The organism is Peribacillus sp. TH16 (assembly GCF_016651095.1).
GTDB lineage: Bacteria > Bacillota > Bacilli > Bacillales > DSM-1321 > Peribacillus > Peribacillus butanolivorans.
On the sequence record NZ_JAEKEM010000009.1, the window covers coordinates 1,645,948 to 1,666,344 of the forward strand.

Consider the following 20,397-nt stretch of genomic DNA (forward strand, 5'->3'; position numbering starts at 1 on the left):
CAAGTAGTAACAGCCATTATTATAAATAAAACCTCAAGTATTTTTTTCAACTTAAACTCCTTCTTAACTTTGGTGCTATCTAAAATACCCCTATTACATTTACATAATTACCCATTATGGTACAATCAAAGATATACATATTCTGTCATCCGTATTTGAAAGGTAATTATTATGGGGGATTTTCTTTCTAGCTTTCTACTTATTACTAGTTGGAAATATTTGTTAATGTGACTTTTTATATGGTTAATAAAGCTTGATAAACACATAATTGCTTGTTTCTTTATAGCTCAATCCTATCATTTTAGATCACCTGAGTCTGAGCAAAAAAAAAAAAATAGAAGGTGGAAAATGAATGAAAGTGAATTTCGGAAAAGTAGCTAAAGATTATGCTAAATGGAGAAATGATTTACCTGGTGAATTAATAGAGAGCTTAAAAATCAGAGGAATAAACTTTGCTAATGTTCCGGTTGCAGACTTAGGTTCTGGGACTGGCGTTTTGAGTAGAGCTTTATTTAAGGAGAGAGCTAAGGTGGTTGGCGTTGAACCATCAAAGGAATTGATAGAAAAAGCGCATAATATTGATAGACAAGAAAATAGTAGAATAAAATATGTTAATCGATATTCAGAGGATACAACTTTAGAAAGTGATACTTTTGACTTTGTAACCGTTTTAAGGGCTTGGCACTGGTTTGATCGAGAAGCAGCCTTGAATGAAATAAAGCGGATTATTAAAGAAAATGGCACGTTAATAGTGATGGATTCAGGATTCGTTTCTAAAAGTAACGTAATAAAAGAAACGCTTCAAATCATTAAAGGTCATATGCCGGATGGCAAACTAACCTCTGCAGGATCTAAAGCGAATGTCCAACAATTTATTAACGGCTTTCCGGTTGAGTGGTTTAAAGAATGGCAGGAACATCAATTTGATTTAACAGATACATATAAATTCTATTACGATGTGACATTTAAAAACGAAGAATGGTGTGGAAGAGTGGGGTCATTATCCTGGCTTTCAAGTTTTTCCGAAGATAAGCGGGTACAAATCCTCGATGAAATCCACTCACATTTGGTAAAAGAGTTTGGGAACATTCAGCATACCATTCAACATGTATGCAATGTAGTAATTTTAAAACGAAAAAAACCTTATGCTGGTTAATGGCATAAGGTTTTTCTTTTTAATGTTTACTGAATGCCTTAAGTGGTAAGCTAGTTAGAGTTTGCCCGGTCGCTGAATCGGTCAGATTCTCTTCCAACTGAAACGAAACCACTGATTCAATATGTGAGTATTTCTCTAGAAATGTGGTAAGGGCAATTTTTGCTTCCAGTCGTGCTAGCGGAGCACCTAAGCAGAAATGCGGCCCATTTCCAAAGGCTAGATGTTTCTTATTATTAGGACGGTGTATATTAAGAGTGAATGCGTCTTCAAACATCTCCTCATCCATGTTTGCTGCACTCATCCAGGCAACCACGACATCCCCTTTCTTCAAATCTACTCCTAATAAATCGTTATCTTCCTTTACTGTACGATCTAATTTGGTTAAATTGAATCGGTAACGCAGCATTTCCTCAACGGCTTGTGGAACTAAATCCAGGTTATTACGTAACTCTTCATAGACTTTATTGTCATCATATAATAGTGAATAAAAGGTATTGGCAAGTAAATGACTGGTTGTCTCGACTCCCGCTCCTAAAATCAACATGGTCGTACGCACAACTTCATCATCTGTAAAGGTTTCACCATCTACTTCGGCCTTCAATAGATCGGATATGATATCATCCGCTGGATGTAACCGTTTCTGTACAACAATTGGATATAAATACTCATAATATTCTCTTGCTGCCACTTGCTTCATTTCATTTACTTTTTCTTGTTTTTCTTTGTCAAAGGGAAGGAATAAGATATCTACCCATTTTTTAAACAGTAAACGATCTTTTGAGGGAACGCCCATTAAGTCTGACATGACAATAATCGGAAGCGGACTTGCCAATGATTGCACAATATCAATTTCCTTGTCTGTCCCCATCTGTTCGACTAATTCATCTGCAATTTCCTGAATGCGAGGTTCCCAGTTTTGGAGACTTCTAGGTGTGAATGCTGCGGCCAACAGTGAACGGCGTTTTCTATGCACAGGTGGATCCGCTTCAGTGATCTTGATTTTCTCAGGTGCTGAACCTTCCTTACTATCCGTTCCAACAGATATAGTGGTTCGTTGGCGTTCACTCGTAAAATGTTTATAATCACTAAGAACACGCTTAACATCTTCATATTTAAAGACATTCCACGTATCTGTTCCTTCGTGATAGCTCACTGGGTCATTTTCTAACATGTGTTTACACCAGGCGTATGGACTAAATTCCTCTGCACGGGACTTAAACTGAGTGACTTCTTTAATAGCAATAATTTCTTTCATGATACCGACTCCTCCTACTTCTCAAAGATACCTAACAAAAGGATTGAATGTTTAGCATTCTTCATCTCCGACACTTAGTTATAGGGTCATCATTCATGTACGTAAATTTTTGATGGTTTGTTTGTATTTTCTTTATTTCCCTTAAATATCTAACCCACTCCATTATAAGATAAGAAGCCATCACAAACCATGCATCATCTATACCAACTCCTTAACATGCAGTTTGCCCAACAAATGTCATGTATTCCATCATCTCGCCATGTAAAACTGCTTATTTTTAACAAATCCTATTTCTTTTTATGATTCGTTATGTCTTTCAAAAGATGAAAAAAACCTATCTTCTTTTCAAATTCTGAGACAGGGGTTTTTCATTAGCTATTTTAATAGATGATTTCCCTGACTAACCTTCACAACCATCAAAGCGGTAATTAGACTGTATCCAATGACTCTTTTGCATAGAAAAAACGGCCACAGAATGTAGCCGTCAATCGCTGTCCTTTTTAATTAGTTCATATAAATCATCCATTTTCTTTTCCATGATATCCAGTCTAGTTTTGCGTTGCTTGACGGAACGGAAAAGCGATACGATACCTACTATGATCAGGATTAGAAATACAAAGCAAAACAATTGGTATATCATATCCGCCATATTAAAACTACTCACTATGTAATCCCCCTAAATAGCATTCTAAGTTTTCTATTATACACCTTAAAATTAACAATTTAACCTTTAAAGGGGAATTAAGAATTAAAATCCATTTTTTCTTTCCTGATCTTTTTTATGTTCCAAAAACTCCATCGTATATTGAATGAAGCTCTTTACAATATCATTACATGGCCGGCTTTTATGCCAAACCAACCCAACTGTTCTGGAGCAGGGAGGCTCAATGATCTTCAATTTTGCCGTTTGTAAATCATGTAATCTTTCATTTGATAGCAATGATGGAAATAAGGCAACGCCGAGGCCTTTTTCTACGAGCTCATGAGTGATTCCCGTTTCGTCTCCTTCAAAAGCAAAATCAGGATAGAAACCTGCTTCTCTGCAAAAGCGTTCCGTCATATCGCGAAAATCATAACCTAATGGCATAACGATGAAAGGAGCATTCTCCACTTCTTTTAGATAGATGCTCTTTCTATTGGCCAAAGGGTGGGAAAGGGGCACGGCTAGAAGTATTTCTTCTTCTAGGATGGGAACCCACTCAATATGTTCCCCTATCACAGGTACTGTTGAGATACCGACGTCTATTTCCCCTATTTCAATCTGTTTTTTGATTCGTTCGAAGGAAGCCTGATGTTGTCTAAATCGGGCATTGGGATGTTTCTTTAGAAAACCGCCTAATAACTCTGGCAGAATACTCGGAATGGTAACAGCTATGGAGATTAATTTATCCTGCTTATCTGCCAGGTAGGCTAATTCCTTTTCCCCTTCTTTTAATTGTAAAAAGACCTGTTCGACAGTTCGCAAATAGGATTCACCGAGTTTATTTAATTGGATTTGCCTGCCTCTTCGATCAAATAATTCATAACCAAGACTATTTTCCAATTTACCAATCATTTTACTAAGGGCTGGCTGAGTGATGTTCAATGCTTCCGCTGCTTTTGTTAAATGTTGATGTTTTGCAACGATTTGAAAGTATCTCATTTGTAAAAGATCGATCGGGGACGCCCTCTTTCTACGTATTTTAAAAACCCATTATATACTATAAGACTTTTCATCACTTTTTTGGATTTTCTTCAAAACAGGTTTCCTTTGACCAACAAAGGCACCGGATATAATTAATAATACAGTAATGAAAATCAGGATCAGTTTTGGTAATGCCCAACTATGAGTAAGATCATGAATCAAGCCAATCAAGATTGGTCCGATCGCGGCAAGTAAGTATCCAATAGATTGTGCCATTCCTGAAAGAACAGCTGCTTGTTGTGCACTTTCCGTACGTAATCCGAATGTGATCATGGCAAAGCTGATGGCCATACCGTTCCCTAAACCTATCAAAACCATACAAATTGGTATCAGCGAAAGCTGACCGAAACCCATACCCACCATACCGATGGTCATTAATATCCCTGATATGATTCCAAGAATACTCCTGTTTGAGATACGCATCGCGACAATCGGGGTAATGATGGTCGCCGGCAGCGAAGTGAATTGATTAATACTTAGCATCCAGCCGCTTTTAGCCTGATCCATGCCTTGAGCCATCAACATATCAGGAAGCCATGCTGACAAAATATAAAACGGTAATGATTGTAAGCCCATGAAGAGTGTGATGTTCCAAGCTGTCGGCGATTTCCACATTTCAAAAGAAAAAATCGATGTTGTTGATTTTGAAGCGCGATTCTTTCTTTCTCCCCGCTTGCCCTTCACTTGGGGCAACCAAAGAATCAATGTGGCAATAGCCAGAATTGCCCAACATAATAAAGACCCTTGCCACCCTAAGCCTGCTTCTTTGGCTAATGGAATACTGATTCCAAAACCGATGGCTGATGAAAGGTTCATGCTCGCTATATAGGCACCAGTCAAGATGCCTGCTTTCTCTGGATGTTTCTGTTTGATGATACCTGGAAGTAGAACATTCCCAACTGCAATGGCAATTCCCATAAAAGCCATTCCGGTCATTAAAGCCGTAACTGATGAAATCGATCGAAGGAATAATCCCACTATGAGTAGCAGTAATGAGTATAGTAAAGTCCATTCCATTCCAATTCGCTTAGCAATCAATGGGGCCGCAGGGGAAACCAAGGTAAAGGCTATCAGCGGAATCGTCGTCACCATCCCTGCGACTGCATTATTGATTCCTGTATCATCACGAATCAGGCTAATTAATGGACCTATTGACGTAATAGGTGCACGAAGATTGGCCGCTATGAACAGAATTCCGATTACCCAAATGATGCTGATCTTTGCTTTATTGTCTTTGATTCCTATGGTTTTTCTCATTTATCCGTTTCTCTCCTGAGCGCATAGAGCCATTATTTTTCGATTCAATCTCATTATACTCCCGCTCTCGTGAGGAAAATAATAGAAATTCAATCATCATTTCATAACCAAATGGTTATGAATGACCATAAAATAAGATATGCGGCAGGTTATGAGTAAAAGCCAAAGGCCTCCCTTGGATTCGTTCCATCCTTTATCAAAACAAAGCAATAGTCTACAATACTGTCATTCTCTTATTGACTAATACGAGATACTAACAATAAAAAAACCGATAGCAATTTTGCTATCGGCCAAGCGTTTATGCTTCTATTTGATCGTTGTCAGAATCATCTTGAGGTACAATTAATTCATTATAGAATGCTGCCATTGTTGTTCCTGCATAAGGGGCCAACCATAAAAGTCCAATCCCTAAGGTGAATATACATAGTATTCCCCAGCCTATGAAGCTTAAGTGCATTAGAAAATACTTCCATTTCAACCCTTTCATTCGTTTCTTACTTTCTGAAAATGCTTCAAGCACTGTTAATTGAGGGTGATCTTTTAATAAGAAAAATAGTTGGGAATATGACAGACTTTTGATGATTCCTGGAATAATAAATAATAATGACCATAAAAATATGAAAATACCTTGTAAAATTGACGCACCGATAATCTTAAAAGAGGTTTTTCCTTCTTTATAGATAGCGAATACCTCTGGAATATCAGGGTTTCCTTTCCTGACTATATTCAGGTAAAACCAAGTTGTTGCTATAGTCAGCGGGATTAAGGCTATAGATAGTACGGTTCCGAAGATATCCGACCATACCGGTGTTTCTTCTTGCGCGAACCACTGTGTAAACCCACCGCTTCCGATCACTTCAACAATTATAGGTAAAATGACATTGATCAAGAACAAGAGCAACATAAGTGAAACGGCTACTCCCCATTTACCTTTCAAAGAAAGTAGGGCTTCTCTTTTTAATTCTGAGATTCTCATACGTTAATTAACCTCTCCTTTTTTAAATGGCAGAAATCTGAAAATACACTCACTTAGCAAGTATGGGTAAATTCAGAAAAACTACTATTTATTAGATGTTTAAATCTCCTGTTGTATTCTAACATAATATTTCTAACTATAGGCTTAAATTCCTATAAACTTCTCTCAGAAAAATATCCCTACGATAATAACCCGACTTTTCTAGAAAAAAGAGAGAGAGAATCTGTTTCGAATAATCCTTAATCACCTCCCAAATTGCACTCAAAAAGTATAGTACAATTCTTTTTAAATTTCCTACCTTGTCTTTTATGTTTATGAAAGGGAATATAACAATATTCCATCTATTACTTCAGGCACAATGAAAGCCTCGAACTTCAGCAAGCCATATGGTGTTTAATAGAGCAATTGCTCACATAATGTGAACTTCGCGGATAAACGTGCTATAAACTAAGTCGGATTCCTTTCAAATGAAAAACACCTTCCTTGAATGTACAATGAAGAAAAGTACATGCAGCAAAGGTGTTTTTATTTATAATGCAAGGATTCCTCAGTGCTTTAGGAATTCTCTATATTTAACTATGATATCTGTTTGAACAACAACAAAAAAGAGCATCCCAAAAGTCGAATTGCCTACACCTTTGGAACACTCTCTTTTCTATAATTAATCAGAGCCTGTTATAACAAAATCGTCTTGGAGCAAAGCTAAAGGAAGCTTTCTATTAATAGGATCCCCTGCCGTGACATTAATTTCAGTAATGTGACCACTGGCACCTATTGAAACATCAATCAATTTCCCATCTTCTGTTTTCACTAAAAAGAGCCTTTCCCATTCATAAACATAGGAATTCTTTTGAACATAAACTTGTTCGATGGTCCCATTCTGAGCACACTCAATTGTGTAAATCGGTTTTAACAAGGAATCACCCCTCCACTATCTATCATAATATTCAGCTTATACCCAACCCCGGAATATCGAGGCTTCTGCCATTTTTCTGACACCCACCATATATGCAGCTAATCTCATATTCACTTTTCTTGTCTCAGCCATATCATATATTTGATTAAATGAGTTGACCAATAACTCTTTTAATTTTTTTTGAACTTCTTCATCTTCCCAGTAGTAACCCTGATTATTTTGAACCCATTCAAAGTAAGAAACAGTTACACCGCCTGAACTTGCTAATACATCAGGTACAAGAAGCACATTGCGTTCTGTTAAGATTTTAGTGGCCTCCAAAGTGGTTGGACCATTCGCTGCCTCTACGACAATTTGCGCTTTTATAAGATGTGCATTTTCATTCGTGATTTGATTAGAAATAGCAGCTGGCACTAAAATATCACAATCTTGTTCTAGAAGCTCTTGATTGGTAATTTTATTTTCGAATAATGTTGTTACCGTTCCAAAGCTATCCCTTTTATCAAGTAAGTAATCGATATCGAGGCCATCTGGGTTATATATGGCACCATATGCGTCAGAAATACCAATCACTTTCGCACCTGCATCATGCATGAATTTTGCTAAAAAGCTTCCCGCATTCCCAAATCCTTGGACAATAATGCGTGCACCTTTCAGTTCTATGCCCTTACGCTTTGCTGCTTCCTCGATACAAATCGTGACACCTTGTGCAGTTGCCTTTTCCCTACCGTGTGAACCGCCCAGCACTAGTGGTTTACCTGTAATGAATCCAGGAGAATCGTGTTCTCTTATTCTACTGTATTCATCCATCATCCATGCCATGATTTGAGAATTTGTATAAACATCCGGGGCCGGAATATCTTTAGTCGGCCCCACTATTTGGCTAATCGCTCGAACATACCCGCGGCTAAGCCTTTCTAATTCACCCATAGACATTTGGCGCGGGTCACAGATAATGCCACCTTTTCCTCCGCCGTATGGCAGATTCACAATCCCGCATTTTAAACTCATCCACATCGAAAGTGCCTTTACTTCTTCCTCATCAACTTCAGGATGAAAACGGATTCCACCTTTAGTAGGACCAACAGCATCGTTGTGCTGGGCACGGTATCCAGTGAATATCTTTGTTGAATTGTCATCCATCTTAATTGGAATTCGGACGGTCAGCATACGAAGAGGCTCCTTTAAAAGCTCAAACACTTCTTCCGAATAACCAAGCTTACCCAGCGCCTCCTTGATTACGACCTGTGTGGATTCAAGCAAGCTGGCAGTTTCTTTTTCTTCTTTGATCGTTGTACTCAATGGAATTCACCTCATAGGGATATTAGGATAAAACTCTTTTAATACGTTCAATTGCCCAATCTAGCTCTTCTTTAGTGATCACTAGCGGCGGAGCAAAGCGGATAACTGTATCATGTGTTTCTTTACACAGTAATTTTTCTTCTTTTAGTTTTTCACAATAAGGTCTTGCCGCTTCAGTTAATTCCAATCCAATAAATAAGCCTCTTCCACGAATATCTTTAATCATAGGATTATTGATTTCTTTTAAACTATCCATGAAATATTTCCCTAGCTCTAATGAACGTTCTGCCAGTTTTTCATCTTCAAGAACTTCTAATGAAGCGATAGAAACTGCACATGCTAATGGATTACCACCGAATGTAGAACCATGTGAACCAGGATTAAATACGCCAAGAATTTCACGGTTTGCTGCGACACATGAGATTGGAAATACTCCGCCACCAAGTGCTTTTCCTAAAATATACATATCAGGAATCACTTCATCCCAATCGGAGGCAAACATTTTTCCTGAACGGCCAAGTCCTGATTGAATTTCATCCGAAACGAATAGTACATTATTTTCTTTACATAGTTCGTAAGCTTCTTTTAAGAATCCTTGTGGAGGAATGATAATTCCCGCTTCACCTTGGATCGGTTCAATTAAAAATCCAGCTGTTTGAGGAGTAATCGCTTCTTTCAATGCTGCAAGATCTCCATAAGGAATAAGCTTGACTCCTGGTAGCATTGGCCCAAAGCCTCTTCTGTATTCTTCATCTGAAGACAATGATACGGCTGCCATTGTACGGCCATGGAAATTGCCTATACAAGCAATAATCTCCGCTTGATTTTCAGCGATTCCTTTCACATCGTAGCCCCAGCGTCTAACAGCCTTGATAGCTGTTTCAACTGCTTCAGCACCAGTATTCATAGGCAGCGCCATATCTTTTTGTGTAAGACGAGCAACCTTTTCATACCAAGGGCCTAATTTATCACTATGAAACGCACGAGAAGTTAACGTTACACGATCTGCTTGTTTTTTTAGTTCATCGATAATTTTTGGATGTCTGTGGCCTTGATTCACTGCAGAATAGGCACTTAGCATATCCATATATTTGTTTCCTTCAGGATCTTCCACCCAAACTCCTTCTGCCTTTGAAATGACAATTGGAAGTGGATTGTAATTGTTTGCACCATATTGCTCTGTTTGTTCAATTAATTTTTCTGTTACTGTTGTCATGTTGATTCCCCCCTATGATTTATAACGTTTCTGCTGTTGTTTTTCCTTGTAGATGAAGAACTAAATAATCTGGTCCACCTGCTTTTGAATCTGTACCTGACATATTGAATCCGCCAAATGGTTGGTATCCAACGATCGCTCCTGTACAGCCACGATTGAAATACAAGTTCCCAACGTGGAAATCCTCACGCGCTTGCTCGATATGTTCACTGTTAGTTGTGATTACTGCACCTGTTAACCCATAATCTGTGTTATTAGCAATCTCAATCGCATGATTGAAATCTTTTGCTTTACAGAACGCTACTACTGGTCCAAAAATTTCTTCCTTCATGACACGAGCATTTTCATCCACATCTGCAATAATTGTTGGTTGGATAAAGAAACCTTTTGAATTGTCTCCTTCTCCTCCTGCAACTAACTTCCCTTCTGTTTTACCGATCTCTACGTAGCTCATGACTTTGTCGTAAGCAGCTTGATCGATAACTGGACCCATAAAGTTATTTACATCTGTTGGTTCTCCAACTGTTTTTTCTTTTGTTAATTCGATAACACGATTTAATACTTGATCATACACATCTTCCACAATGACTGTACGTGAACATGCAGAACATTTTTGACCTGAGAATCCGAATGCAGAAGCAACGATGGATTGTGCTGCAAGTTCCAAATCGGCCTCTTTATCAACAACGATCGTATCTTTACCGCCCATTTCAGCGATGACACGTTTCAACCAAATTTGACCTTCGTGAACTTTTGACGCACGCTCATAAATACGAATTCCAACATCACGAGATCCAGTAAAGCTGATGAACCGCGTACGAGGATGATCCACTAAATAATCGCCTACTTCAGCACCGCTTCCTGGAATGAAGTTCACAACTCCTGCAGGTAAGCCGGCTTCTTCCAACACTTCGATAAATTTAGCCGCAATGACCGGTGTTGTACTTGCCGGTTTCAATAAAACGGTATTTCCTGAAACAAGAGCTGCTGTCGTCATGCCTGCCATAATCGCAAAAGGGAAATTCCAAGGTGAGATAATGACACCTACACCAAGTGGCACATAACTAAATGTATTTAGTTCAATTGGGCGGCTTTCCACTGGCATACCGTCTTTAAGCTTCAACATTTGACGTGCGTAGTATTCCATAAAGTCGATTGCTTCCGCTGTATCAGCATCCGCTTCATTCCAAGGCTTCCCTGCCTCTTTAACCAATAGAGCTGAGAAGTAGTGTTTTCTTCTCCGAACAATGGCTGCTGCTCTGAATAAAATATTTGCACGCATTTCTGCTTTTGTTTTTCTCCAAGTTTGGAATGTCTTATCTGCCGCTTGCATTGCTTGCTCTGCAAGGTCTTTGTTTGCTTTTGACACAATCCCGATTACTTCTTTTTTGTCTGCTGGGTTTACAGAGGTAATGACTTCATCTGTAAAGATTTTTTCACCGTTAATAACTAATGGATATTTATTTCCTAATTCTTTAGCTACATCATTCAAAGCTACCTGAAATGCTTTATTGTTTGCCTCATTATTAAAATCAGTAAATGGTTCGTGTTTGTATGGTTGGACCATTATGTCTCATCTCCCTAAGATTTATGTTTTTGCTTCTCCCTTTATAACTAGCAAGTTCCGTGCCAACTTTTCAACTTTTTTGAAAAATATAGATTTTTCTAAAGGAAATGCAAAGAAATTCAGCACTTTTGGTGAAAAATAGCATAGTGTGCCATTATTTTTTGCTTTAATTCTTATATTTGTGGCTTGAACACTATAGTTTTTATTAATGCAAGATTTGTGCCAACTTGTTTTTTCACGAAAAACAAGGAATTTTTATCTTTTGTGCAAAAAAAATTTGCACTTTAATGCAAAATAATCTTGCTATGCAAATTTTTATTGCGCCTTTTCTGCAAATCCTCTACAATAATCTCTAAGAAATGAATAAAAGTAGGAGGCATTAATGAATTTAGATCAGATCATAAAAATAGAAGGTTTTCAATCTATCCTGTATTCACTCGTAGATGTAATTGATATCGGGATACATATAATAGATACAGAAGGTCTAACCATTGTTTATAACAAGAAAATGGCTGAAATTGAAGGAATGGATTCAGAAGATGTATTAGGGAAAAAGATCCCTGATATTTTTAAGTTCCAAGAGGAAACTGAGAGTACGCTAATACGGGCTCTTCATTCCGGAAAAGCAACTGAAAACTCAAAACAGACCTACTTTAATAATCTCGGACAGGAAATTACAACAATCAATAATACGTTTCCAATTTTAGATCAGAAGCAAAATATTATCGGTGCTATTGAAGTAGCAAAGGATATAACAAATCTTGAAAGAATTATTAAAGACAATATTTTAAATAAGGGCGATACCAAATATACGTTTGAAAGTATCATTGGAACTAGTGAGAATTTCTTAGACGTCATTGAAAAGAGCAAGCGCTCCACAAGAACCACATCCTCCATCTTGATAGTCGGGGAAACAGGTACCGGAAAAGAACTCTTTGCCCAAAGTATCCATAATGGAAGTAACCGTTCGACACATCCTTTTATTAGTCAAAACTGTGCTGCACTGCCAGATAGTTTAATTGAGGGAATTCTCTTTGGAACGAAGAAAGGGGCTTTCACAGGATCCATTGAAAGGCCTGGGTTATTTGAACAAGCTCAAGGCGGAACCATCCTTCTTGATGAAATCAATTCTTTAAACCCGAATTTGCAAGCAAAATTATTACGGGCCCTTCAAGAAAGAACGATTCGCCGAGTAGGAGATACAAAAGACAAAAAAATTGATGTTCGAGTCATTGCAACGATAAATGAAGATCCAATAGATGCGATTTCAAATGATCATTTACGAAAGGATTTATATTATCGATTAAGCGTTGTATCCTTATTTATCCCTCCACTTCGTGAGCGGAAAGAAGATATACCATTGCTGGCTCAATCCTTTATTGAAAAGTTCAATGCGTTGTTTGAATTGGATATTGAAGGAATCAGCGACGAGGTCTACTCTCTTTTTTATGATTACGAATGGCCAGGAAATGTAAGAGAACTTGAGCATATTATTGAAGGGGCTATGAATTTACTAGAACCCGGGGATACAAAAATTGAGATCCCGCATCTTCCAACTTTATTTAAAAAGAAAGCTCATATGGAAGAAACTCAGCTGGATATTAAAAATGACGTTATTCAAAATGAAGAATTACAAGACAAAACCCTATCTCTTGATGATTATATTGCTAATACAGAAAAGATTTATTTAGAGAAGATATTAAAAGAGCATGGCATGAATATCTCTCAAGCAGCTAAAGCCTTGAATATAAGTCGCCAAAGTCTTCAATACCGCTTGAAAAAGCATCAGGTTAAATAACATCATTCCCGCACAAAGAAGGCCCCCATTGATATGGAGGGCCTTTTGTTTATCGACAAAAGGGAGTTTGGAATAGTCACATCCCGAACCGTGATTTTAAAAAATGGTTTAATTCTGCTTTATGGAATCCTCAATGGATGGAAGAAATTTGCGGCACTCCTGCCGAATAACTGGCTAGCCGAGACCCCCAGACGCTTGCGGCGAGGAGGCTTGGCAGACAGTCGGCGGAAAGGGTGCGGATTTCTGAAATCAACTGAAACGTTTTTCAATAAAAAAACTGCAGGCAAACTCGCTTTCTACGAATTTGTCTACAGTCTGAAGGCCCCGATTGATAGTGAGGGCCTTCCATTGCCTGCTATTCTTTTCACTTCACAATCAGAATGTTTCAGCTGCTTTTGCAACGTTTTCCAAACCATCCGCAATGATTTTTTGCGTGCGATCAGGATACTGATTATGTCCTTCAATAACCACTTCTTCTGGATTTTTGATGCCCCATAGGCTAATGATGGTTTTTACTAAGTTTACAGCCATTTCAGCAGAAGCCATTCCTTCTAAGGAATAATCTGAGCCACGAGCGTTTAAAAGCATGACTTTTTTATCACCAGCATATCCAACAGGACCTTCCGCTGTATAATTAAACATTTTACCAGCTTGAGCCAAATAAGAAAGGTACGTGATTAGCGGAGCAGGTACCGTTGAATTCCATAAAGGGAAAGCAAATACTACTTTATCCACAGCAAGGAATTGATTTAAATATTGATCAACTAAACTAGCTGCTTTTTCTTCTTCAGGTGTCAGTTCAAAACCTTGGTTTCGTTTATACATCCCAGTTATCGCTGTATTACCATAGTACGGTAGCTCTTCTTTAAATAAATCTAACTCAATCACTTCATCCGTACCATTCGCTTCTTTATAAGTTTTTACAAATGTATCATACATTTTTGAGCTTATTGCCTGGTCTGCTGGACGATCGTTTGCTTTGATAAATAATACTTTTGTCATTTTTTTATTCTCCTCTGCACTTGTATCTTTATTTCCAAATAACTTACTGAAAAATCCCATTTTTTCTCACCAATGCTTTCTGAATATACTATAGTTCCAACCCTAAAGGCTTTAGATAACTAAATGAATCTCATTTCCTGACGGATCTGTGATGACATAAAAACCGTCTTCTTTTGTAGCTTCAGCACCAATTTTGTTTAGTTTTTCAATCACTTTGTTTCTCGCTTCTTCATCTGCAAAAACAAGTGAATACCAGTTGAGCCCTACACTGTTTTTCTTTGGAGCAGGAGCGCCAACGCCATTCCATGTGTTTAATCCGATATGATGATGATATCCGCCGGTTGAAGTAAAGAGAGCCCCTCCGAATCGATTCACAATAGTAAACCCAAGACCCAACATGTAAAACTCTTCTGTTTTTCGTAGATCCGCTACATGTAAATGAATGTGTCCCATTAACGTACCAGCAGGCAGTCCGTTCCACTCGGCGTCACTTTCTGCCAGAAGGCTGTTTCCATCTAACGGGTCCGTTCCCATCGCAACTTCTCCATTTGACCATTTCCAGTCAGAAGATGGACGGTCCCAGTAGACTTCAATGCCATTTCCATCCGGATCAGTAATGAACAGCGCTTCACTTACATCATGATCCGAAGCTCCAAACCGGTATTCTGTTTGAAGTAAATGGCGTAAAAAGATCGACAAGTCAGCACGGGTTGGCAGCAAAAGAGCAAAGTGATATAAGCCTGTTGTTCTTCCTTCTTTTGGAATTACATCAGCGGGCTGCTCAAGCGTAAGCAACGGGGTTTTACCATCTGTTGTTAAAACAGCTTTGCGATCCGTTTTTTTCAATAATTGGAGACCTATGATATCTTGATAAAACCTGATGGCATTATCCAAATGCATGACATTAATACTAACTTCCCTAACAAACGTAACGGGCTTTTGATGAAATTCCCCCATCATATTGTTACTTCCCTTCTTTATTTAAGAGTTTATTATCTAAAGAAAAAAGCGAGCGATTTGCACATGCAAGATAAACGGACATAGCAAGCAGTGCTAAGTCCAGCTCGTATCCTGCCATTTGTCCATTGCCAAGAAATCCAGCAGGTAATTTAGCAGTGAAAATGGCACCCAGCATAATAACGACAAACAAGATAGAAACGATTCGTGTTCCAAAGCCAACTATTACTGCAAGACCTCCGACTAATTCGATAAATGCTACCACATAAGCCATGAACCCAGGAATTCCGAGGCTATCAAAGAAGCCTGCCGTGTTACCTATTCCACCTTGAAACTTTGAAACTCCGTGAATGAAAAAAGTAAGACCTAAAATTATCCGTAAAAAAACTTGACCAGCTTCATTTCTATTCATGTTATTTATTCTCCTTTTTTATTGGTTACTTTATGTAAGTAATTATATTTTCATAAGCTTATATTGTCAAGTAAGTTTTATAGACTTACATTAAACTTAACAAATCCCCCTATGTATCTTTCAATATATCGAATGAATTTCGAAGGACTATCTTGTCTAGAACAGCTGAATTAGTTGGGATCTTATTGGAGATAATAAGTGTCAGTACATATGAAGGAAGGAATAGTAGAAGTAAATAAACTTATTCCTTAGAAAAAGTCATAAGGGTTTTTAGGAGCTGAACTCATAAATCATGAAAAAAATAAAAAAACCTGAATACCTCAAAAAAAAGTGAGGGATTCAGGTTTTAAGGTTAATTTTTCTTTGATAATTGTAATGCATTTTTGATGCTTTTTAGTGATTTTGAGCTTCCATACATCAGGACTCCACCACGATAGATTTTCGCTCCGATAATACCAAGTAAAATAATTGTTAAAATCAATACAGCAATGCTTATTGCGATTTCCCAGAAAGGGACATCAAGCATTCCTACGCGTAAAAACATAATCATTGGAGTGAAAAATGGAATGAATGATGTAATGGTGATATAACTAGCTGAAGGATTCCCTAGTCCAAACATCGCAATCATAAAGGCAATGACAACAAGCATGGTCATCGGTGAAATCATTTGCTGGACATCTTCAATTTTGCTGACAACGGACCCAAGACAAGCCGCAAGTGTCGCGTACAGAAGATAACCAAGCAATGCGAAGATGATCGCATAAATGATCGTTGAGATATTGATGCTGCCGAAACCAAAAAATGCGAAAAATCCTTCATTCATACCTGTCAAGTTTTGCTTAATTGATAAATAACCCAATCCAAAAAATAAAATCATTTGTGTAAGACTAAGCAAAGCTACCCCCATTATTTTGGCAAACATCTGCGTGACTGGCGGGACACTTGAAATCAGGATTTCCATGACCCTTGATGTTTTTTCAGTGGCTACTTCCATTGCAATCATCGTTGCATACATCAACACACCGAAGTAAATGACGAATAAAAGCACATACACAAGACCACGGGCTTGATTGAGGTCTTCTTCTGTTTTTGCATTCTCCTGAAGTGCAATCGTTTCAAAGGCTGGCGGCGTCTTCAATTTAGTGATTTGCTGCTCTGTCAATTTCAATTCATTCGCTGTGATTTGGCTTTTCAATTGGGTAAGTGCGAGAAGCAAATCATTACTTACCATTGAATCTGAAATTTGATTCGCTTTATACGTTCCCTTAAAACCTAGGCTGTCATCCTTTTCGATCAAAAGATACCCAACGATTTCTTCTGCGTTAACCATTTCATCCGCTTCCTTTTCATCTTGGGCGGATATTATCGAGAGCTCATCGTTCACACCTGCTACCGCAGTCTTATAAGAATCAAATAAGCTATCTTCAGTCAGATCGATAACAGCAACCTTTTCCTGATCCTCACTATCGAATGTATCAATAAGCTTCGAAATATTTGTAAGAACAAGAATCAATGCCATCATAATGACTGTAGAAATGATAAAGGATTTCGTTTTTAATTTTGATAGATATGTATGGGAAAGAACAATCCAAAATTTATTCATAGACTGCACCTACTTTTTCAATGAAAATATCCGTCAGCGATGGTTCTTCCAATTCGAATTTTCGAACGAACCCTTTTGGAACAAGATCACGAATCATGCTCTCAGCTACATCTTCACCAGTGACTTGAAGAATTTTCCCTTCCATCGTGTTCTTAACTTTTGTTACACCAGGATAAGTATCCAAGAAAGATAAATCAAAATCAGCTTTAATTGACACATTCTTTTTGCCAAAAGAACGCTTAATTTCTTTCAATTTCCCAGCCACAACGGGGGATCCTTTATGCATAATGCAAAGATGCTCACACATCTCTTCAACATGCTCCATACGATGACTTGAGAAAACAATCGTCGTACCGCTGTCCCTCAAGTCGATGACCGCCTTCTTCAGCATTTCCACATTAACAGGATCTAGTCCGCTAAAGGGTTCGTCAAGAATAAGCAATTCCGGTTTATGAATCATGGAAGCGATCAACTGAATTTTTTGCTGATTTCCCTTTGAAAGCTCTTCAACACGCTTATCGATGTACTCTGGCACCATAAAACGGTCAAGCCAATACTCTAACTCTTTCAATGCATCTCCTTTTCTCATGCCTCTTAATCTAGCTAAATATACAATCTGATCACGCACCTTCAGCTTTGGATATAGTCCGCGTTCCTCAGGAAGGTAACCAATTAATGAACTGGTCGTATAATCGATTTTCTTACCATCCCAAACTATTTCTCCTTCGGTTGGGTCAAGCAAGCCAAGTATCATACGAAACGTGGTTGTTTTCCCTGCACCATTCCCTCCTAAAAAACCAAACATTTCTTTCTCGGGGATAGTGAAATTTAGATTATTAACAGCTGTGAAATCTCCAAATTTCTTTGTGATTTCTTTGATTTGTAAAGCCAATGTACAACCTCCTATCACATTATTCATATTCCATATTAATAGAAAACTTTTCCAATTACAACCACCCTTGAGGAGCAAGAACATCTCTCCGCCACCATTCCGTTTGTAATTATATGCAAATATCCATAAATAAAGTTCCAATATTTAACCCCAAACGACTGCCGCATAGACAACCTTTTGACACTTCCCGTTTTTTTCTATGAATCTTAAGAAAAAAATTCCTTTCCTCTTCTTGCTACAGATCTCGTTTGATGGGTTTACTGTTTGTATGTGTATAATATTGTTGAATTAATGATGAAAGAATCTGCAATAGTTCTGCCGACTTCTTCACATGCCACTTTGTGAAACTTTGTTGCATCGACTTGTTCATATAATAATTGATGTATGCCATCCACCGATCGAATGGCCACTATAGCCTTTGGATTCGTCTCAAATATTTGTTTTAAAATATCCTCTTTATTAGGAACAAGGCTGGCAATCCAGATAAGATCATATCCACTATAATCATGTAGAGCACCATCTTTTAAAATAAAGCTTGAGTTCCTATCAATATCTAAATCTTGTATGAAACCCTGGCCATATGTATAAGCCTGCTTATCAATATCGAGACAGGTCATTTTTGAACCCAATTCTTGTTTAAGCAGTAAAGGGCTTAAAGGTAAAGGACCCGCTCCTATAAATGCGAACGAATGAAAATCATTTTTTACTTTTTTTAGTTCATGTATTTCTGTTTTGATCAGTTCTTTGTAGTTATCCCAATAAATAAATGAACGAAAGTCATCTAAGGAATTCACCTTGCCAATAAATAATTTGGCATAGTAATCCTCCATTAAGGTTTCGGCAATCGTCAGCTTTTCAAGCATGGTTCCCCTAATTGATTTAATCTCCTTATCGTTAAGAATATCTTCTGCTATGGATTGATCTATTGGTTTAGAAAGAGTGGCAACTAGTTCAGATAAAACGTGATTAATTATCTCATTATTTGGTGATAAATCTTGTTCTGCTAGTAAGATTTTATATGTTTCTGTATATGTATTAATGATTTTTTCTTGTTTTCTAGCTAATTCGATTGTCTTCATGTCTAACACTCCTCTTAGGAAATAATTTATGACTTAACTGTGGTATATACAGTGCTAAAAATACTGAACGCCCTAAGCTAAATACAGTAAAGGCCAACCATAACGCATGGTTTTGAAACGAAGGCACAAAGATATATAAGGTTATTAAAAAAACAATTAAGGAGTAAATCATTGAGTTCCGAATAGGTGCAGCTTCTGTAGCCCCTGTAAAAACACCATAGAAAACGATGCCTACACTTGCCGAAAGAGGAAACAAAATAAGCCAGATTCCATAATCATTTGCCAAATCAATGACACTAGGTATGCGTGTAAATAGTGAAATGATGTAATCACTAAATAAATAGTAACTGGCAGCAATCATTAGAGAGGATAGGCCCCCCCACTGCCAGGACAACATAAGGGTCTTCTTATACAAGTGCTTATCCTTCGAACCAATGGCTTTTCCAACAAGAATGCTAGAGGCATTTGCGAACCCATCAAAGAAGTAAGCCATTATATAGTGAATTTGAATAAGGACGGCATTGGCTGCCAATATCTCCGTTCCATATGACGCGCCCTTTGCCGTAAAGATATTAAAAACAGTTAGCAAACAGAGCGTTCTGATAAATAAGTCTCGATTCACCGCCATCATTTTTTTAAAAGATAACGGGTCAATCATCTCTTTAAAGGGAGGCATTTTAATTCGATAGGGCGTCGCTTTCCAAATAATAAATAGCCCAATGAAAAAGGCTGTTACCTCTGATAGAAGAGTCGCTATAGCTACTCCAGATACACCCCATGCGAAAACATGGACAAACAACAAATCAAGAACAATGTTCATGAGGTTCATAAACACTTGTAGCACTAACGAAACCTTGATTTTGGACATCCCCATTAGCCATCCTAAGATAACGTAATTCATTAAAGTAAATGGAATTCCCCAGATTCGAATGCTGAAGTATTCAGAGGCATATAAGTGAACGTCAGTGTCCGGGTTTATCAAGGTTAATGAAACATGTTCTATCGGACCTTGAAGCAAAATGAAAATTATTCCTACCGCAATCGCTATTAATAACGGCCTGATAAAGGCTAACATTCCTTGCTGTTCATTCTTTGCACCAAGTGCTTGTGCAGCAAATCCAGATGTACTCACTCGCAAAAAGCCGAACAGCCAATACATGGTGTTAAAAATAATCGTACCTACAGCTACACCTCCCAAATAAGCCGGATTGGGTAACTGACCCACTACTGCCGTGTCCACCGCACCTATTAGAGGTGTCGTTATCGTCGAAATGGTCAGAGGAATGGCTAAGGCTAGATATGATCGGTGATTCACCGCATTTCCC

The 20,397-nt window shown here is 37.9% G+C and carries 18 protein-coding genes; 2 read left to right on the forward strand and 16 right to left on the reverse strand.

The features are described from left to right. Positions 1-352 precede the first annotated feature (352 nt). Positions 353-1,156 carry a class I SAM-dependent methyltransferase gene (locus JFV29_RS22005; protein ID WP_201186365.1) on the forward strand — a complete coding sequence of 268 codons (804 nt, stop codon included), beginning with the start codon at positions 353-355 and terminating at the stop codon, positions 1,154-1,156. 19 nt (positions 1,157-1,175) lie between these two features. On the opposite strand, the gene JFV29_RS22010 is transcribed toward JFV29_RS22005, so the two are convergent. The 9 genes from JFV29_RS22010 to pruA form a co-directional block, all read right to left on the reverse strand. Continuing rightward, positions 1,176-2,414, reverse strand: a complete 1,239-nt coding sequence (locus JFV29_RS22010) for a cytochrome P450 (protein WP_201188006.1) — start codon at positions 2,412-2,414, stop codon at positions 1,176-1,178. A gap of 481 nt (positions 2,415-2,895) precedes the next feature. Beyond that, positions 2,896-3,075: a DUF4083 family protein gene (locus JFV29_RS22015; RefSeq protein ID WP_313888853.1), complete on the reverse strand. Its 180-nt coding sequence runs from the start codon at positions 3,073-3,075 to the stop codon at positions 2,896-2,898. Positions 3,076-3,159: 84 nt separating this feature from the next. After that, the gene (locus JFV29_RS22020; RefSeq protein ID WP_201188010.1) at positions 3,160-4,068 is read right to left on the reverse strand and encodes a LysR family transcriptional regulator; all 909 of its coding nucleotides are present in this window, start codon (positions 4,066-4,068) and stop codon (positions 3,160-3,162) included. A gap of 36 nt (positions 4,069-4,104) precedes the next feature. Beyond that, entirely contained in the window at positions 4,105-5,352 is a 1,248-nt protein-coding gene (locus JFV29_RS22025) for a CynX/NimT family MFS transporter (protein WP_201186367.1), read from the reverse strand. Between the two features lie 298 nt (positions 5,353-5,650). Then, positions 5,651-6,328, reverse strand: a complete 678-nt coding sequence (locus JFV29_RS22030) for a DUF975 family protein (RefSeq protein WP_201186369.1) — start codon at positions 6,326-6,328, stop codon at positions 5,651-5,653. 661 nt (positions 6,329-6,989) lie between these two features. Continuing rightward, on the reverse strand, positions 6,990-7,244 hold the full coding sequence (locus JFV29_RS22035) for a hypothetical protein (protein ID WP_056521602.1): 255 nt from the start codon (positions 7,242-7,244) through the stop codon (positions 6,990-6,992). Positions 7,245-7,280: 36 nt separating this feature from the next. Further along, positions 7,281-8,546: a Glu/Leu/Phe/Val family dehydrogenase gene (locus JFV29_RS22040; RefSeq protein ID WP_207196172.1), complete on the reverse strand. Its 1,266-nt coding sequence runs from the start codon at positions 8,544-8,546 to the stop codon at positions 7,281-7,283. A 22-nt stretch (positions 8,547-8,568) separates the two neighbouring features. Continuing rightward, entirely contained in the window at positions 8,569-9,762 is a 1,194-nt protein-coding gene (locus JFV29_RS22045) for an ornithine--oxo-acid transaminase (RefSeq protein WP_083450848.1), read from the reverse strand. A 19-nt stretch (positions 9,763-9,781) separates the two neighbouring features. Then, entirely contained in the window at positions 9,782-11,329 is a 1,548-nt protein-coding gene (gene pruA, locus JFV29_RS22050; protein ID WP_201186371.1) for an L-glutamate gamma-semialdehyde dehydrogenase, read from the reverse strand. Between the two features lie 382 nt (positions 11,330-11,711). On the opposite strand from pruA, the gene JFV29_RS22055 reads away from it, so the two are divergent. Further along, on the forward strand, positions 11,712-13,127 hold the full coding sequence (locus tag JFV29_RS22055; RefSeq protein ID WP_201186372.1) for a sigma-54 interaction domain-containing protein: 1,416 nt from the start codon (positions 11,712-11,714) through the stop codon (positions 13,125-13,127). Between the two features lie 375 nt (positions 13,128-13,502). On the opposite strand, the gene JFV29_RS22060 is transcribed toward JFV29_RS22055, so the two are convergent. From JFV29_RS22060 to JFV29_RS22090, 7 genes are all read right to left on the reverse strand, one after another. Next, positions 13,503-14,189, reverse strand: a complete 687-nt coding sequence (locus JFV29_RS22060; protein ID WP_057214588.1) for an FMN-dependent NADH-azoreductase — start codon at positions 14,187-14,189, stop codon at positions 13,503-13,505. Positions 14,190-14,240: 51 nt separating this feature from the next. Continuing rightward, positions 14,241-15,086 carry a VOC family protein gene (locus tag JFV29_RS22065; protein WP_201186373.1) on the reverse strand — a complete coding sequence of 282 codons (846 nt, stop codon included), beginning with the start codon at positions 15,084-15,086 and terminating at the stop codon, positions 14,241-14,243. Positions 15,087-15,093: 7 nt separating this feature from the next. After that, entirely contained in the window at positions 15,094-15,498 is a 405-nt protein-coding gene (locus tag JFV29_RS22070; protein ID WP_201186374.1) for a DoxX family protein, read from the reverse strand. 352 nt (positions 15,499-15,850) lie between these two features. Beyond that, the gene (locus JFV29_RS22075; protein ID WP_201186375.1) at positions 15,851-17,101 is read right to left on the reverse strand and encodes an ABC transporter permease; all 1,251 of its coding nucleotides are present in this window, start codon (positions 17,099-17,101) and stop codon (positions 15,851-15,853) included. Beyond that, complete coding sequence (locus JFV29_RS22080; protein WP_201186376.1) at positions 17,094-17,993, reverse strand: ABC transporter ATP-binding protein; 900 nt, start codon at positions 17,991-17,993, stop codon at positions 17,094-17,096. Before JFV29_RS22080 ends, JFV29_RS22075 begins: the two co-directional genes overlap by 8 nt. A gap of 257 nt (positions 17,994-18,250) precedes the next feature. Beyond that, complete coding sequence (locus JFV29_RS22085; protein WP_201186378.1) at positions 18,251-19,072, reverse strand: nicotianamine synthase family protein; 822 nt, start codon at positions 19,070-19,072, stop codon at positions 18,251-18,253. Beyond that, positions 19,050-20,387, reverse strand: coding sequence for an MATE family efflux transporter (locus tag JFV29_RS22090; RefSeq protein WP_201186380.1), 1,338 nt, complete (start codon positions 20,385-20,387; stop codon positions 19,050-19,052). Before JFV29_RS22090 ends, JFV29_RS22085 begins: the two co-directional genes overlap by 23 nt. Positions 20,388-20,397 lie beyond the last annotated feature (10 nt).